This window comes from Enterobacter sp. PL_is379, assembly GCF_055817355.1.
In genome coordinates this window covers 47,478-64,201 of sequence record NZ_JBVPGT010000024.1, presented here as the reverse complement: position 1 = coordinate 64,201, position 16,724 = coordinate 47,478, and the positions used below count along the sequence as shown (strand labels likewise).

Genomic DNA, 16,724 nt, shown 5'->3' with positions numbered 1-16,724 from the left:
TACCCGGCCTACTTTCACTGCTACGCCAATACGTTAAATACTTCCGCTACCGCGACCGCTCCCGGATCCATCACCCCATCCAGGTTTTCTTTATTGACATACGACGAGCGTCCCGCGCCGGCTTTCGCCATTTTCGACGTTGCTTCTGCGCCCTGCTGCGCGGCCTGCGCTGCCGCCTGAATATTGCCTTTCTGTAACGCCTCCAGCGCCGGTTGCAGCGCATCGATCAGCGTGCGATCGCCAAGATCCGCTCCGCCGTACTGCTTCATCTGCGCCAGTCCGCTCAACAGCGCATCCGGCAGGGCGTGTCCGTCATGCAGCTTTTGCCCGGCCGCCGTAAAGAAGATCGACATCAGCACCCCGCTCGACCCGCCCATCACCGTAGCCAGCCGCTCGCCAACCAGCAGCAGCAGCTTAGACACGTCATTAAGCGGGAGCGTGTTCTCCTCCAGGCGCTGCGCAATATCCCGCGCCCCTTGCGCAAAGGTGGAGCCGGTATCGCCATCGCCCACTTTGGCATCCAGCGCGTTCAGACGGTTTTCGAGTTGGATCAGCGTCCTCGTTACCGAGGAGACATACTCACCCACCTGCGGATTGTCAGACGGTGTGTATTCCACGCGATCGTGAATAGCGCTATGCGCCACGGTGCGCAGCGGCGCAAACGCCACGGGCTTCTGCCAGCCCAGCGTTTCAACCTCGGCGTGAATCGCCTTTTTGAAGAAATCGTTAAGCTTCAGCAGCGTCAGAGAAAAGCCTTTCATATCCAGCGCGCTCACCAGCGGCGCGGGGCCTATCAGATACGCGATCTCCTCTTTCAGCGCCGAATGCGCCAGCTCTTTGGTCAGCAGCGCCATCTCCAGCGCCGATACGCCGCCAAGATTGTTAATCAATACCGCAAAGCGCCCCTCTCCCGCCTGCGCGCGTAGCGGCGTCACCAGCGTGTCGATAATCGCTTTGCTGTTCTGCGTATCCACGACGGAAGCGCCGGGCTCGCCGTGAATGCCCAGACCCAGCTCGACGTGGCCTTGCTTAATGCGCCCCTCTTCATCGTCACTGCCCGGCAGGTTGCAGGTTTGCATCGCCACGCCCAGGCTCCAGAGGTTATCGCAGGCCTGTTGCGCAATCTCCCGCACCTCGCTCAGCGATTTCCCCTGCTCCGCCGCATAGCCCGCAATCTTGTGCACCAGTGCCGTACCGGCAATACCGCGCGGCTGCTTGTTATCCGGCAGCGCGATATCGTCTGCCACAATCACCATCTCCACCTTCAGGCCATAGCGCTTGGCCTTTTCGGCCGCCAGACCAAAGTTCAGGCGGTCGCCGGTGTAGTTTTTGACGATCAGCAGACAGCCGCGATCGCCCGTGACCGCCACAATGGCATTCAGCACCGCATCCACGCTCGGCGAGGCAAACAGATCGCCGCACACTGCCGCCGTCAGCATCCCTTTGCCGACAAACCCGGCGTGTGCGGGTTCGTGGCCTGAGCCGCCGCCGGAGATCACCGCCACGCGGCTTTTGTCCCAGTCGCCACGTGCGACGATCCTGATGGCCGGATCGATATCAAGCTTGACGAGATTGGCATGTGGCGCAGAAAGCAGTATGCCTTCAATGGCATCGTTGACCAGCTGTTTGCGATCGTTAAAGAAGAATCTGGACATAGTTTCCCACTATTTTGTGAACCGTATGCAAAAGCATAGTCCGCGCTGGATAATGCGCCGCAAAGTCAGGAATTTACTCAACCAAATTGCAATCAGGTTGCCTATACTCCACCCAGGACTAAGAGAGGAAGCGCATCATGAGTACACCATTGTTAATTGCCCGGACGCTGGAAAAAGAGCTGTATTTACTGCCCGCGATGGCGAACCGCCACGGTTTGATCACCGGCGCGACCGGGACGGGGAAAACCGTCACCCTGCAAAAGCTGGCGGAGTCGCTTTCGGAGATTGGCGTACCGGTCTTTATGGCTGACGTGAAAGGCGATTTAACCGGTGTCGCTCAGGAAGGGACGGCCTCTGAAAAACTGCTCGAACGGCTGAAGAATATTGGCATCACGGACTGGATGCCGCATAACAATCCGGTGGTGGTGTGGGATATTTTTGGTGAGAAAGGCCATCCGGTGCGCGCCACCGTCTCCGATCTCGGCCCGCTGCTGCTGGCCCGTCTGCTTAACCTTAACGACGTGCAGTCCGGCGTGCTGAATATTATCTTCCGCATTGCCGACGATCAGGGGCTGCTGCTGCTTGATTTTAAAGATCTGCGCGCCATTACGCAGTATATCGGCGATAACGCCAAATCCTTCCAGAACCAGTATGGCAACATCAGCAGCGCCTCGGTGGGCGCCATTCAGCGTGGGCTACTGACCCTGGAGCAACAGGGTGCCGAACACTTCTTTGGCGAGCCAATGCTGGATATCAAAGACTGGATGCGCACCGACAGCAGCGGCAAAGGCATCATCAACATTCTGAGTTCGGAAAAACTCTACCAGATGCCAAAGCTCTACGCCGCCAGCCTACTGTGGATGCTCTCCGAACTGTATGAACAGCTACCGGAAGCGGGCGATCTGGAAAAACCGAAGCTGGTGTTCTTCTTTGACGAGGCGCATCTGCTGTTTAACGACGCGCCGCAGGTATTGCTGGATAAAATTGAACAGGTCATTCGCCTGATCCGCTCCAAAGGGGTCGGCGTCTGGTTTGTCTCGCAAAACCCGTCGGATATCCCCGATAACGTGCTCGGTCAGCTCGGCAACCGCGTGCAGCACGCCCTGCGCGCCTTCACGCCGAAGGATCAGAAAGCGGTGAAAGCCGCCGCGCAAACCATGCGCGCCAATCCTGCCTTTGATACTGAAGCGGCGATTCAGGCGTTAGGCACTGGTGAAGCGCTGATCTCTTTCCTGGATGCGAAGGGCAGCCCGTCCGTGGTGGAACGCGCCATGGTGATTGCCCCCTGCTCGCGCATGGGGCCGGTTACCGACGATGAACGTAACGGCCTGATTAACCACTCTCCGGTTTACGGGAAGTACGAAGACGAGGTGGATCGCGAGTCCGCTTTTGAGATGCTGCAAAAAGGGGTACAGGCGACCACCGAATCGCAGGATGCGCCTGCCGCTAAAGGGCAATCTGTCGCCGTGGATGACGGTATTCTCGGGGGGCTCAAAGACATCCTGTTCGGCAGCACCGGGCCGCGTGGCGGCAAGCGCGACGGCGTGGTACAGACCATGGCGAAAAGCGCGGCGCGACAGGTCACCAATCAGATCGTGCGCGGCATGCTGGGGAGTCTGTTAGGCGGCCGTCGCCGGTAGACGGGGAATCCACGGGCGGCCCAGCGCCGAACCCTGTACACCGTTCTCCTGCAGATAGCGGTCGATTTCCACCATCCCCGTCCAGCGGTTCTCACACCATAGCGGTGCCAGAAGCGTTGGACGGCGGGCGCTGGCCGAAATACGGTGGTAGACAATTTCCGGCGGCGTGTGGCGAATCATCTCCCCCGCCGTCACCGAATAGTCCTCAAGCGCAATACCGTTTAACCGCCCCGCTTCCCAGGCTTTCGCCATAATGCTTCCCGTAACAATATGCAGCGGGTGCAGCTTGATGCCGTCCACGCCGGTCTCAACTACCCTCTCCAGCGTTTCAAGGCCATGCTGTTGACCTTCGCCGGGCAGACCGACAATCAGATGCGAACAGACCTTCAGCCCGCGCTCACGGGCCAGGCGCGTGGTGCGCTGGTAGCAGGCGAAATCATGGCCACGGTTAATACGGTGCAGGGTTTTGTCGTGCGCGGTTTGCAGGCCCAGCTCCAGCCAGATCTCGTAGCCTTGTTCTTTGTACTCGCTGAGCAGGTCCAGCACCGCGTCCGGCACGCAGTCCGGGCGCGTGCCCACGCACAGCCCAACGATGTTAGCCTGGCTGACGGCCTGCTGATACATAGAGCGCAGCACCTGCACCTCCGCCCACGTGCTGGTGTAGGCCTGGAAATAGGCCAGATATTGCTTCGCGCGGTTCACCAGGCTGGCCTGATGGGCAAGCTGTTCCGCGATAGATTTATGCTGCTGGGCTTCGTCAGCAAAGGACGCAACGTTACAGAAGGTGCAGCCGCCGCGCCCGATGGTGCCATCACGATTCGGGCAGCTAAACCCGCCGTGCAGCGTCAGCTTATGAACCTTTTGCCCGTACCGCTGCAAAAGATCCCCACCAAACATATTGACTAATTTCTGTAACTGCATAATCTGATAGACCGTCCCGAAGAAAGGGGACAAGCCTGCCACTTTTAGCCTCTGTCGGCGATGACCTGGATCAATCGCCCTGGACGGCCTTTATCTATATGAATAAATACTCAGGATTACTGCAATTTCATTCACGCTACTCGTGATTACTTTTCCTTATGTTCTGATTGTTTTTTTCATTTATAGCGCCGTCACTGAAAAACAGTGACTTTATGCGGGTTTGAAGGAAATGCCAGATTATTATTCTGCTATAAAACCGCTATTCAGCACGCTACATTGATAATACCGCTTACATATAGTGAGTCAGATCACACTCCGCTACGTCCTGTCAGGGCATATAATCAATGTAAATATAGTTAAATATCCTTTAATTACAATCATATAAACTCTCTTTAGCACATTTTTGTATAAATAAGAATGCCATTTGACCTGTGTACCAATTCCCGATAAGTTGGAAATCCGCTGGAAGCTTTCTGGATGAGCGGCCTGCTCATCATATTTATGCAGTAATTGAGATTCCCTCTGAAGCAAGTCCTCAAACTTGTTTACCTGCGCGAAAGGATGAAAAAGAGGGCGAATGCGAGGTCCGCGTATGAAACGCAAACCCCGTCGCCATGCTCTTTCTGTGCCTGTGCGCCACGGTAAAGTTCAGTGGGAAGCCCGACGAGCCTGGGGAGGTTCACTGATATGTTGTACGATAAATCCCTTGAGAAGGATAACTGTGGTTTCGGCCTGATCGCCCACATAGAAGGCGAACCTAGCCACAAGGTAGTGCGTACTGCTATTCACGCACTGGCCCGTATGCAGCACCGTGGCGCCATCCTTGCCGATGGTAAAACCGGCGACGGTTGCGGCCTGCTGCTGCAAAAACCGGATCGTTTCTTCCGCATCGTGGCGGAAGAGCGCGGCTGGCGTTTAGCCAAAAACTACGCTGTCGGCATGCTGTTCCTGAATCAGGATCCTGAAAAGGCTGCCGCCTCACGCCGCATCGTCGAAGAAGAACTTCAGCGTGAAACCCTGTCGATTGTCGGCTGGCGCAATGTGCCAACCAACGAAGGGGTACTCGGTGAAATCGCCCTCTCCTCGCTGCCTCGTATTGAACAGATTTTCGTCAACGCGCCTGCGGGCTGGCGTCCGCGTGATATGGAACGCCGTCTGTTTATTGCCCGCCGCCGTATTGAAAAACGTCTCCAGGACGATAAAGAGTTCTACGTCTGTAGCCTCTCTAACCTGGTGAACATTTATAAAGGTCTGTGTATGCCGGCTGACCTGCCGCGCTTCTACCTGGACCTGGCGGACCTGCGTCTGGAATCGGCCATTTGCCTGTTCCACCAGCGCTTCTCCACCAACACCGTTCCACGCTGGCCGCTGGCTCAGCCGTTCCGCTACCTGGCGCACAACGGCGAGATCAACACCATCACCGGTAACCGCCAGTGGGCCCGCGCCCGTACCTATAAGTTCCAGACGCCACTGATCCCGGACCTGCACGATGCCGCACCGTTCGTGAACGAAACCGGCTCTGACTCCAGCTCGATGGATAACATGCTGGAACTGCTGCTGGCGGGCGGGATGGATATCGTGCGCGCCATGCGTCTGCTCGTGCCACCGGCCTGGCAGAACAACCCGGATATGGATCCTGAGCTGCGCGCGTTCTTCGACTTTAACTCCATGCACATGGAGCCGTGGGACGGTCCGGCGGGCATCGTGATGTCCGACGGCCGTTTTGCCGCCTGTAACCTGGACCGTAACGGTCTGCGTCCGGCGCGCTACGTCATCACCAAAGACAAGCTCATCACCTGCGCCTCTGAAGTCGGTATCTGGGATTACCAGCCTGACGAAGTGGTCGAGAAAGGCCGCGTCGGTCCGGGCGAGCTGATGGTAATCGACACCCGCGGTGGGCGCATCCTGCACTCCGCCGAAACCGACAACGATCTGAAAAGCCGCCATCCGTACAAAGAGTGGATGGAGAAGAACGTGCGTCGTCTGGTGCCGTTCGAAGATCTGTCGGACGAAGAAGTGGGCAGCCGCGAGCTGGACGACGATACCCTCGCAAGCTACCAGAAGCAGTTTAACTACAGCGCAGAAGAGCTGGACTCCGTCATCCGCGTGCTCGGTGAGAACGGCCAGGAAGCGGTCGGCTCGATGGGTGACGATACCCCGTTTGCCGTGCTCTCCAGCCAGCCGCGCATCATCTATGACTACTTCCGTCAGCAGTTCGCGCAGGTGACTAACCCGCCAATCGATCCACTGCGTGAAGCACACGTGATGTCGCTGGCCACCAGCATCGGTCGCGAGATGAACGTCTTCTGCGAGGCCGAAGGCCAGGCGCACCGTCTGACCTTTAAATCGCCGATCCTGCTGTACTCCGATTTCAAACAGCTCACCACCATGAAAGAGGAGCACTACCGCGCCGACACGCTCGACATTACCTTCGACGTGAACGAGGCGAGCCTCGAAGAGACGGTGAATGCGCTGTGTGACAAAGCCGAACAGATGGTGCGTAACGGTACCGTTCTGCTGGTGCTGTCCGACCGCAACATCGCGAAAAACCGTCTGCCGGTACCTGCCCCGATGGCGGTTGGCGCTATCCAGACGCGTCTGGTCGATAAGAGCCTGCGATGCGACGCCAACATCATTGTGGAAACCGCAAGCGCGCGCGATCCGCACCACTTTGCCGTGCTGCTGGGCTTCGGTGCGACGGCGATCTACCCGTACCTGGCCTACGAAACGCTGGCCCGTCTGGTGGATACCCGCGCGATCGACAAAGATTACCGCGCGGTGATGCTGAACTACCGTAACGGCATCAACAAAGGTCTGTACAAGATCATGTCCAAAATGGGCATCTCGACCATTGCCTCCTACCGCTGCTCGAAGCTGTTTGAAGCGGTCGGCCTGCATGACGAGGTCGCCAACCTCTGCTTCCAGGGCGTGGTCAGCCGCATCGGCGGCGCCGGTTTTGCTGACTTCCAGCAGGATCTGGTGAACCTGTCCAAACGCGCCTGGCTGGCACGTAAGCCGCTGGATCAGGGCGGTCTGCTGAAATACGTTCACGGCGGCGAATACCACGCCTACAACCCGGACGTGGTGCGCACGCTGCAGCAGGCGGTTCAGAGCGGCGAATACCGTGATTATCAGCAGTATGCTGAGCTGGTGAACAACCGTCCGGCGGCAACGCTGCGCGACCTCATTGCCCTGAACCCGGGTGATGAAGCGGTCAGCATTGACGAGGTTGAGCCGGCATCCGAGCTGTTCAAACGCTTCGACACCGCGGCGATGTCCATCGGCGCGCTGAGCCCGGAAGCCCACGAAGCGCTGGCGGAAGCCATGAACAGCATCGGCGGCAACTCTAACTCCGGCGAAGGCGGTGAAGATCCGGCCCGTTACGGTACCAACAAGGTGTCCCGCATCAAGCAGGTGGCATCCGGTCGCTTTGGCGTAACGCCAGCGTACCTGGTCAACGCCGACGTGATTCAGATTAAAGTCGCTCAGGGTGCGAAACCGGGCGAAGGCGGCCAGCTGCCGGGTGATAAAGTTACCCCGTACATCGCCAAACTGCGCTATTCCGTGCCGGGCGTGACGCTGATCTCCCCGCCGCCGCACCACGATATCTACTCTATCGAGGACTTAGCGCAGCTGATTTTCGACCTGAAGCAGGTCAACCCGAAGGCGATGATCTCCGTGAAGCTGGTTTCCGAACCGGGCGTCGGCACCATCGCCACCGGCGTGGCGAAAGCCTATGCGGACCTCATCACCATCGCCGGCTACGACGGCGGTACCGGTGCAAGCCCGCTCTCCTCCGTGAAATATGCGGGCTGTCCGTGGGAGCTTGGCCTGGTGGAAACCCAGCAGGCGCTGGTGGCTAACGGCCTGCGTCACAAGATCCGCCTGCAGGTGGACGGCGGTCTGAAAACCGGCCTCGACATCATCAAGGCGGCAATCCTCGGCGCGGAAAGCTTCGGCTTCGGTACCGGCCCAATGGTTGCGCTTGGCTGTAAATACCTGCGTATTTGCCACCTGAACAACTGCGCAACCGGCGTGGCAACCCAGGACGAGAAGCTGCGTAAGAATCACTATCACGGTCTGCCGTTTAAAGTAACCAACTACTTTGACTTCATCGCCCGCGAAACCCGCGAGCTGATGGCGCAGCTGGGCGTTAAACGCCTGGTGGACCTGATTGGTCGTACCGACCTGCTGAAAGAGCTGGAAGGCTTCACGGCGAAGCAGCAGAAGCTGGAGCTGTCTAAGCTGCTGGAAACCGCGCAGCCGCACCCGGGCAAAGCGGTCTACTGCACCGAGAACAACCCGCCGTTCGATAACGGCGTACTGAACGCGCAGCTGCTGCAGCAGGCGAAGCCGTACGTGGACGACAAGCAGAGCAAAACGTTCTGGTTTGATATCCGCAACACCGACCGCTCCGTGGGCGCCTCCCTTTCCGGTTATATCGCGCAAACGCACGGTGACCAGGGGCTGGCGGCGGATCCGATTACCGCGCACTTCAGCGGTACCGCGGGTCAGAGCTTCGGCGTGTGGAACGCAGGCGGCGTTGAGCTTTACCTGACCGGCGATGCCAACGACTACGTCGGCAAAGGCATGGCGGGCGGTCTGCTGGCGGTGCGTCCTCCGGTTGGCTCAGCCTTCCGCAGCCATGAAGCCAGCATCATCGGTAACACCTGCCTGTACGGCGCGACCGGCGGTCGCCTGTTCGCAGCAGGCCGTGCGGGCGAGCGTTTTGCGGTGCGTAACTCCGGTGCCATCACCGTGGTGGAAGGCATTGGCGATAACGGTTGTGAATACATGACGGGCGGGATTGTTTGCGTTCTGGGTAAAACCGGCGTGAACTTTGGCGCGGGCATGACGGGTGGTTTTGCCTACGTCCTGGATGAAGACGGTGAGTTCCGCAAACGCGTGAACCCGGAGCTGGTGGAAGTGCTGGACGTTGATACGCTGGCTATCCACGAAGAACACCTGCGCGGTTTGATCACCGAACACGTGCAGCATACCGGTTCTTCGCGCGGCGAAGAGATCCTGGCGAACTGGCCAGCGTTCTCTGCGAAATTCGCGCTGGTTAAGCCGAAGTCCAGCGATGTTAAAGCCCTGTTGGGTCACCGTAGTCGTAGCGCAGCAGAGCTGCGCGTGCAGGCGCAGTAAGGAATTCAGATGAGCCAGAACGTATACCAGTTTATCGACCTGCAGCGTGTTGATCCGCCAAAGAAACCGCTGAAGATCCGCAAAATTGAATTTGTTGAAATCTATGAGCCGTTTTCAGAAGGCCAGGCCAAAGCGCAGGCAGACCGCTGCCTGTCCTGCGGTAACCCTTACTGCGAATGGAAATGTCCGGTACATAACTACATCCCGAACTGGCTGAAGCTGGCCAACGAAGGACGTATTTTTGAAGCCGCCGAGCTGTCTCACCAGACCAACACCCTGCCGGAAGTGTGCGGCCGCGTGTGTCCTCAGGACCGTCTGTGCGAAGGTTCCTGTACGCTGAACGACGAGTTCGGCGCGGTGACCATCGGCAACATCGAGCGCTATATCAACGATAAAGCGTTCGAGATGGGCTGGCGTCCGGATATGACCGGCGTGAAGCAAACCGACAAGCGCGTGGCGATCATCGGCGCGGGCCCGGCGGGCCTGGCCTGTGCGGACGTGCTGACCCGCAACGGCGTGAAGGCGGTGGTCTTTGACCGTCATCCGGAGATCGGCGGCCTGCTGACCTTCGGTATCCCGGCCTTCAAGCTGGAAAAAGAGGTCATGACCCGTCGCCGTGAAATCTTCACCGGCATGGGCATTGAGTTCAAACTTAACGTGGAAGTGGGCCGCGACGTGCAGCTCGACGACCTGCTGAAGGATTACGACGCCGTGTTCCTGGGCGTGGGCACCTATCAGTCCATGCGCGGCGGTCTGGAGAACGAAGATGCGCCGGGCGTGTACGACGCGCTGCCGTTCCTGATTGCCAACACCAAGCAGATTATGGGCTATGGTGAAACGGCGGATGAGCCATTCGTCAGCATGGAAGGCAAACGCGTGGTGGTGCTGGGCGGCGGTGATACCGCGATGGACTGTGTGCGTACCTCCATTCGTCAGAATGCGGCACACGTGATCTGCGCCTACCGTCGTGACGAAGAGAACATGCCGGGCTCTAAACGCGAAGTGAAAAACGCGCGTGAAGAGGGCGTGGAGTTCCAGTTCAACATCCAGCCTCTGGGTATTGAAGTGAATGCCAACGGTAAAGTGAGCGGCGTGAAGATGGCGCGCACGGAGATGGGGGCACCGGATGCGAAAGGCCGTCGTCGTGCGGAAATCGTCGCCGGTTCTGAACACGTGATCCCGGCCGATGCCGTGGTGATGGCGTTCGGTTTCCGTCCTCACAGCATGGAGTGGCTGGCGAAGCACAGCGTCGAGCTGGATTCACAGGGCCGCGTGATTGCGCCAGAAGGCAGCGATAACGCGTTCCAGACCAGCAACCCGAAAATCTTCGCCGGTGGCGATATCGTTCGCGGTTCTGACCTGGTGGTGACGGCGATTGCCGAAGGCCGCAAGGCGGCTGACGGTATACTGAACTACCTGGAAGTGTAAAAAAACAGGCCCGATTGGGCCTGTTTTTTTATTTCACGACGCGAAGAGCCGGACGGCCACCGCGCGGAGGCGGATCGTCATCAGGGTCATTGTCGTCGTGATGATCGGGTTTATCGCCATCAATAAGTGACATCACCGTGTCGCTTTCGCGCTCATCGGATGCGTTGTCATCATTCAGGCTGGCAACATCTTCATCATACGCCGCTTCCGGCTCGAACATGGTACCCGCACCGTTTTCACGCGCGTAGATAGCCAGCACGGCTGCCAGAGGTACGGAAACCTGACGCGGCACGCCGCCGAAACGCGCGTTGAAGCGCACTTCATCGTTTGCCAGCTCCAGGTTACCCACCGCACGCGGCGCAATGTTCAGTACGATCTGTCCGTCACGCGCGTATTCCATTGGAACCAGCACGCCCGGCAACGTCACATCCACAACCAGGTGCGGCGTGAGCTGGTTATCCAGCAGCCATTCATAGAAGGCGCGCAGCAGATACGGACGGCGTGGGGTAAGTTGTGACATTTCCACAGTCATTAGCCTCGGCCGAGACGCATTTCACGTTCCGGTTCAGTTAAAGATGCCAGGAAAGAGTCGCGTTCAAATACGCGAGTCATATAGCCTTTCAGCTCTTTCGCGCCAGGACCGCTGAACTCTACGCCCAGGGTTGGCAGACGCCACAGCAGCGGTGCCAGGTAGCAATCCACCAGGCTGAACTCATCGCTCAGGAAGAACGGTTTCTGACCAAACACAGGCGCGATTGCCAGCAGCTCTTCACGCAGCTGCTTACGTGCAGCGTCAGCTTCAGAAGCGGAACCGCTGACGATAACGTTCATCAGCGAGTACCAGTCTTTTTCAATACGCTGCATGTACAGGCGGCTTTCACCACGCGCGACAGGGTAAACAGGCATCAGTGGCGGATGCGGGAAACGCTCATCCAGATATTCCATAATGATACGGGATTCCCACAGGGTCAGCTCGCGATCCACCAGCGTCGGTACGCTTTGGCTCGGGTTGAGATCGATCAGATCCTGAGGCGGGTTATCCTTTTCCACATGCTCGATCTCAAAACTGACACCCTTCTCGGCCAGCACGATACGAACCTGATGGCTATAAATGTCAGTAGGACCAGAAAACAGCGTCATTACCGAACGTTTGTTGGCAGCGACAGCCATGAAAACCTCCAGGTATATTCAGAATTTTTACTGCTACCAGCCCAACAGGGGCCAGCCAGATGTTGTATCGCCCATCCCAGAGAAAACACATTGTTCAAGAAACGAACAAAAATCGAGTATTCACCGATATTTGGGCAGAAAATTGGATGATAGTTTACCAGATTTTGATGGCTTTGTGGTGAGGGGATTCTGGAAATGTGGAAAAAGAGAAGATATATGCATGGAGATTGTGGATAACCTGCGCATTATCCATAAAAAAACCCGCCGAAGCGGGTTTTTCGCCAATCGTTCTGCGTAAGCAGAATGGATTAACGTTTGGAGAACTGTGGACGACGACGTGCTTTACGCAGACCCACTTTCTTACGTTCAACCTGACGCGCGTCACGAGTAACGAAGCCAGCTTTACGCAGTTCAGAACGCAGGGATTCGTCGTACTCCATCAGAGCGCGGGTGATACCGTGACGGATCGCACCTGCCTGACCGGAGATACCACCACCTTTAACGGTGATGTACAGATCCAGTTTTTCTACCATGTCAACCAGTTCCAGCGGCTGGCGAACTACCATGCGGGCAGTTTCGCGACCGAAGTATTGTTCCAGAGAACGCTGGTTGATTACGATTTTACCACTGCCCGGTTTGATGAAAACGCGAGCTGCGGAACTTTTGCGGCGACCAGTGCCGTAGTATTGATTTTCAGCCATTGCCTATAATCCCGATTAGATGTCAAGAACTTGCGGTTGCTGTGCCGCGTGGTTGTGCTCGTTGCCTGCGTAAACTTTCAGTTTACGGAACATAGCACGACCCAGCGGGCCTTTTGGCAGCATGCCTTTAACCGCGATTTCAATCACACGCTCAGGACGGCGGGCAATCATCTCTTCAAAGGTCGCTTCTTTGATACCACCGATGTGGCCGGTGTGGTGATAGTACACTTTGTCAGTACGCTTGTTGCCGGTTACAGCAACTTTATCAGCGTTCAGAACGATGATGTAATCACCGGTATCAACGTGCGGAGTGTATTCCGCTTTATGCTTACCGCGCAGGCGACGAGCCAGTTCAGTAGCCAGACGGCCCAGAGTTTTACCGGTCGCGTCAACAACATACCAGTCGCGCTGTACGGTTTCTGGTTTAGCTGTAAAAGTTTTCATTAAAAGCTTACCCAAATAATAAGTTACACGTTGGTGAACACCCAAACGTTTAGTCAGTTGAGGTTCACACGACAAAGTCCGGCAAACCTACCCCTTCGAATAGCTAATGCCGACACATAGAAAGTTTCGGGAAAAAAACCTTCTCGTAACGTGGGGTCGCAAGATTATAGAGAAGTTGAGGTCAAAGATCGACCCTTAAATGTGATTTGGAATGGGTTTTTCGGGGGTAAGTATTGTGCGGTCTGGTGCCCTCACCCCCGGCCCCTCTCCCACAGGGAGAGGGTGACGTTTGTTACGGCATATGCTCCAGCTTCAGGTATTCCTCGCTCTGCATCTCCTGCAGGCGCGACAGGCAGCGCTGGAATTCAAACTTCAGCCGTTCGCCCTGGTAAATCTCATATAAAGGTACCTCGGCGCTGACCACCAGCTTGACGTGGCGCTCATAAAACTCGTCCACCAGCGCAATGAAGCGCCGTGCTTCGCTCTCCATCAGCCGCGTCATCACCGGTACATCCAGCACCATCACGGTGTGGAACAGACGCGAAAGCGCAATGTAGTCGTGCTGGCTGCGGGCATCCACGCAGAGCGTCGTAAAGGAGACCGCCAGCGTTTGGTTTTCGACGCCAAGGGTGGGCAGCGGGCGATGGTTAATCTCGAGTTCCGGGGCGTGATCGCGTTTTGCCCCCGCCAGCGCCAGCCAAAGCTTATCCATCTCGCGGGTGGTCTCTGCATTTAACGGCGAAAGCCAGAGGTGCGCCTGTGTCAGGGTTCGCAGACGATAATCGACACCGGCATCGACGTTCATGATGTCGCAGTGCTGCTTGAGGGCGTCGATGGCGGGCAGGAAGCGTGCCCGCTGCAGGCCGTTACGATAGAGCTCATCCGGCGGGATATTCGACGTGGCCACCAGCGTGATTCCGCGGGCAAATAGCGCTTTCATCAGGCCACCTAACAGCATGGCATCGGTGATGTCAGACACAAAAAACTCATCGAAGCAGAGCACGTCCGTTTCCGCCTTGAACCGGTCGGCCACAATCTCCAGCGGATCGCTTTTACCCTGCAGCGCAGTCAGCTCTTCATGCACCCGCAGCATAAAGCGGTGGAAGTGCAGGCGCTGTTTGCGTGCGCCCGGCAGGCTCAGATAGAACAGGTCCATCAGCCAGGTTTTTCCGCGACCGACCCCGCCCCACATATATAAACCGCGCACCGGCGCGTGAGCCTGCGGCGTTTTTTTACCGAGCAACCGCCCAAACGCCGCCTTTAGGCCACCGTTCTGTTCGACTTCAGCGGGTTTTGCCGTGAGCTCCTGATAAATCGTCTCCAGACGGTTTACCGCCTCACGTTGAACGTCATCCGGTTGATGAGTGCCCTCGTTTAGGGCCAGTTGATATCGCGATGCAGGGGACAGGTTTTGCATAATCTTATTGTTATTCCTTCAATTAACGCTCACCAGCAGACGCGACTGATGAAAAAAAGGCCGTTCTACACTACGCGATGATACGTCAGGATTCCACTTCTACGGAAATAGCGGTTATAGTGGCATTATCAGGCACAGGCAGGAGCCGAGCCAACACCCTACGGAACAACAAGACAACGGGAGAAGTTCATGACCTGGGAATATGCGCTAATCGGTTTAGTCGTCGGCATCGTCATCGGTGCTGTGGCCATGCGTTTCGGTAATCGCAAATTGCGTCAGCAGCAGTCACTGCAGTACGAACTGGAAAAGAACAAAGCCGAGCTGGAAGAGTATCGTGAAGAGCTGGTCAGCCATTTTGCCCGTAGCGCCGAGCTGCTGGACAACATGGCGACCGACTATCGTCAGCTGTATCAACATATGGCCAAAAGCTCCAGCAGCCTGCTGCCGGAAATGACCGCGGAAACCAACCCGTTCCGCAACCGTCTGGCTGACTCTGAAGCCGGTAACGATCAGGCGCCCGTTCAGATGCCTCGCGACTATTCCGATGGCGCGTCCGGCCTGCTGCGCGGCGGTGTAAAACGCGATTAATCGCACAACCTGAATTTATTTTACGGGCGCAGCGATTGCGCCCGTCCTTTCTTCATGACCCCAGCTATCATTTAGTTAAACACCTCATTGTTCAGCGGTTTAAAATTCAATAACATCAACGTGTTTTTGGGGCCGTTTTTCCTTTATTCCAGGTTACGAGAGTCAACATCGATGAAGAAAAAAAACCAGCTGTTGAGCGCTATCGCGTTAAGTGTCGGGTTATCTCTCTCGGCGTCCGTCCCTGTATTCGCCGCCATCCCCACCCAGGTGCCTGGCCAGGCGGCCATTCCAAGCCTCGCACCCATGCTGGAAAAAGTGTTGCCTGCGGTCGTCAGCGTTCAGGTTGAGGGTACCGCAGTACAAAGCCAACGCGTCCCTGAAGAACTGAAAAAATATTTTGGCGATGAGTCTCCCGACCAGCAGGCGCAGCCTTTTGAAGGCCTGGGCTCTGGCGTCATTATTGATGCGGCAAAAGGCTATATTCTGACCAACAATCATGTCATCAGCCAGGCCGATAAAATCAGCGTCCAACTGAACGATGGCCGCGAATTCGATGCCAAACTGATCGGCGGAGATGACCAGAGCGACATCGCGCTGTTGCAGGTGCAAAACCCGAGCAACCTGACCCAGATTGCCATCGCGGACTCCGACAAACTGCGCGTCGGCGATTTTGCCGTCGCCGTGGGCAACCCCTTTGGTTTAGGGCAGACCGCGACTTCCGGGATCGTCTCCGCGCTGGGACGCAGCGGCCTCAATCTGGAAGGGCTGGAAAACTTTATCCAGACCGATGCCTCCATCAACCGTGGGAACTCCGGCGGGGCATTGCTCAACCTTAACGGCGAGCTGATAGGGATTAACACGGCGATTCTGGCCCCGGGCGGCGGCAGCATCGGGATCGGTTTTGCTATCCCAAGCAATATGGCCAAAACCCTCTCTCAACAGCTCATTCAGTTTGGCGAAGTCAAACGCGGGCTGCTGGGTATTAAAGGTATGGAGATGAGCGCGGATATTGCAAAAGCGTTCAACATCAACGTACAGCGCGGGGCGTTTGTCAGTGAAGTGCTGCCAAACTCCGGCTCGGCAAAAGCGGGCGTGAAATCGGGTGATGTGATCGTCAGCCTGAACGACAAGCCGCTGAGCAGCTTTGCCGAACTGCGCTCGCGGATTGCCACCACCGAACCCGGTGCCAAAGTGAAGCTGGGCCTGATACGTGACGGTAAGCCGCTGGACGTTGAAGTCACGCTGGATAAGAGCACCTCTTCCTCTGCCAGTGCGGAGCTTATCGCCCCGGCCCTGCAAGGGGCTACATTGAGCGATGGGCAGCTGAAAGACGGTACGAAAGGCATTCGCATCGACACCGTCGAGAAGAGCAGCCCTGCTGCACAGGCCGGATTGCATCAGGATGACGTGATCATTAGCGTAAACCGCAATCGCGTGCAGTCCATTGCCGAACTGCGCAAGTTGCTGGAAAGTAAACCGGCGGTTATTGCCCTGCAGGTCATGCGTGGCAATGAGTCCATCTATATACTGTTGCGCTAAGCATTTGTGACCCGGACATCACCGCTGCGTGTGATGTCCGGATAACTCATGTTATGCTGCAAATCGTTCCTTT

12 protein-coding genes are annotated in these 16,724 nt (G+C 56.9%); 5 read left to right on the top strand and 7 right to left on the bottom strand.

The window, feature by feature from the left end; genetic code table 11:
- Positions 1-20 precede the first annotated feature (20 nt).
- On the bottom strand, positions 21-1,655 hold the full coding sequence (locus tag AC0TOY_RS05960) for a dihydroxyacetone kinase subunit DhaK (RefSeq protein WP_473721605.1): 1,635 nt from the start codon (positions 1,653-1,655) through the stop codon (positions 21-23).
- A gap of 137 nt (positions 1,656-1,792) precedes the next feature.
- On the opposite strand from AC0TOY_RS05960, the gene AC0TOY_RS05955 reads away from it, so the two are divergent.
- The gene (locus AC0TOY_RS05955) at positions 1,793-3,295 is read left to right on the top strand and encodes a helicase HerA-like C-terminal domain-containing protein (RefSeq protein WP_463727345.1); all 1,503 of its coding nucleotides are present in this window, start codon (positions 1,793-1,795) and stop codon (positions 3,293-3,295) included.
- Here the strand turns inward: AC0TOY_RS05955 and mnmL are convergent.
- The gene (mnmL, locus tag AC0TOY_RS05950; protein ID WP_370884352.1) at positions 3,275-4,216 is read right to left on the bottom strand and encodes a tRNA modification radical SAM protein MnmL/YtqA; all 942 of its coding nucleotides are present in this window, start codon (positions 4,214-4,216) and stop codon (positions 3,275-3,277) included. The genes AC0TOY_RS05955 and mnmL overlap by 21 nt on opposite strands.
- 687 nt (positions 4,217-4,903) lie before the next feature.
- Between mnmL and gltB the strand changes: the two genes are divergently transcribed.
- Positions 4,904-9,364, top strand: a complete 4,461-nt coding sequence (gltB, locus tag AC0TOY_RS05945) for a glutamate synthase large subunit (RefSeq protein WP_032645059.1) — start codon at positions 4,904-4,906, stop codon at positions 9,362-9,364.
- Between the two features lie 9 nt (positions 9,365-9,373).
- Complete coding sequence (gene gltD / locus AC0TOY_RS05940; RefSeq protein WP_023309377.1) at positions 9,374-10,792, top strand: glutamate synthase subunit GltD; 1,419 nt, start codon at positions 9,374-9,376, stop codon at positions 10,790-10,792.
- A gap of 28 nt (positions 10,793-10,820) precedes the next feature.
- On the opposite strand, the gene sspB is transcribed toward gltD, so the two are convergent.
- The 5 genes from sspB to zapE all read right to left on the bottom strand — a co-directional run bounded on the left by sspB (position 10,821) and on the right by zapE (position 14,524).
- Complete coding sequence (gene sspB, locus AC0TOY_RS05935) at positions 10,821-11,318, bottom strand: ClpXP protease specificity-enhancing factor (protein ID WP_024906337.1); 498 nt, start codon at positions 11,316-11,318, stop codon at positions 10,821-10,823.
- 5 nt (positions 11,319-11,323) lie between these two features.
- Positions 11,324-11,962: a stringent starvation protein SspA gene (sspA, locus tag AC0TOY_RS05930; RefSeq protein ID WP_023333624.1), complete on the bottom strand. Its 639-nt coding sequence runs from the start codon at positions 11,960-11,962 to the stop codon at positions 11,324-11,326.
- A 308-nt stretch (positions 11,963-12,270) separates the two neighbouring features.
- Positions 12,271-12,663 carry a 30S ribosomal protein S9 gene (gene rpsI / locus AC0TOY_RS05925; protein ID WP_003860436.1) on the bottom strand — a complete coding sequence of 131 codons (393 nt, stop codon included), beginning with the start codon at positions 12,661-12,663 and terminating at the stop codon, positions 12,271-12,273.
- Between the two features lie 15 nt (positions 12,664-12,678).
- The gene (rplM, locus tag AC0TOY_RS05920; RefSeq protein WP_006178824.1) at positions 12,679-13,107 is read right to left on the bottom strand and encodes a 50S ribosomal protein L13; all 429 of its coding nucleotides are present in this window, start codon (positions 13,105-13,107) and stop codon (positions 12,679-12,681) included.
- Between the two features lie 292 nt (positions 13,108-13,399).
- Complete coding sequence (gene zapE, locus AC0TOY_RS05915; protein WP_407859131.1) at positions 13,400-14,524, bottom strand: cell division protein ZapE; 1,125 nt, start codon at positions 14,522-14,524, stop codon at positions 13,400-13,402.
- A gap of 189 nt (positions 14,525-14,713) precedes the next feature.
- On the opposite strand from zapE, the gene zapG reads away from it, so the two are divergent.
- Positions 14,714-15,112, top strand: coding sequence for a Z-ring associated protein ZapG (gene zapG / locus AC0TOY_RS05910; RefSeq protein ID WP_008502832.1), 399 nt, complete (start codon positions 14,714-14,716; stop codon positions 15,110-15,112).
- 171 nt (positions 15,113-15,283) lie between these two features.
- Complete coding sequence (gene degQ / locus AC0TOY_RS05905; RefSeq protein WP_024906335.1) at positions 15,284-16,651, top strand: serine endoprotease DegQ; 1,368 nt, start codon at positions 15,284-15,286, stop codon at positions 16,649-16,651.
- Positions 16,652-16,724 lie beyond the last annotated feature (73 nt).

Excerpts from the sequence above, each read along its gene's own strand:
- AC0TOY_RS05960 (WP_473721605.1), bottom strand. The coding sequence starts at position 1,655 with ATGTCCAGATTCTTCTTTAACGATCGCAAACAGCTGGTCAACGATGCC.
- AC0TOY_RS05955 (WP_463727345.1), top strand. The coding sequence starts at position 1,793 with ATGAGTACACCATTGTTAATTGCCCGGACGCTGGAAAAAGAGCTGTAT.
- mnmL (WP_370884352.1), bottom strand. The coding sequence starts at position 4,216 with ATGCAGTTACAGAAATTAGTCAATATGTTTGGTGGGGATCTTTTGCAG.
- gltB (WP_032645059.1), top strand. The coding sequence starts at position 4,904 with ATGTTGTACGATAAATCCCTTGAGAAGGATAACTGTGGTTTCGGCCTG.
- gltD (WP_023309377.1), top strand. The coding sequence starts at position 9,374 with ATGAGCCAGAACGTATACCAGTTTATCGACCTGCAGCGTGTTGATCCG.
- sspA (WP_023333624.1), bottom strand. The coding sequence starts at position 11,962 with ATGGCTGTCGCTGCCAACAAACGTTCGGTAATGACGCTGTTTTCTGGT.
- rpsI (WP_003860436.1), bottom strand. The coding sequence starts at position 12,663 with ATGGCTGAAAATCAATACTACGGCACTGGTCGCCGCAAAAGTTCCGCA.
- rplM (WP_006178824.1), bottom strand. The coding sequence starts at position 13,107 with ATGAAAACTTTTACAGCTAAACCAGAAACCGTACAGCGCGACTGGTAT.
- zapE (WP_407859131.1), bottom strand. The coding sequence starts at position 14,524 with ATGCAAAACCTGTCCCCTGCATCGCGATATCAACTGGCCCTAAACGAG.
- zapG (WP_008502832.1), top strand. The coding sequence starts at position 14,714 with ATGACCTGGGAATATGCGCTAATCGGTTTAGTCGTCGGCATCGTCATC.
- degQ (WP_024906335.1), top strand. The coding sequence starts at position 15,284 with ATGAAGAAAAAAAACCAGCTGTTGAGCGCTATCGCGTTAAGTGTCGGG.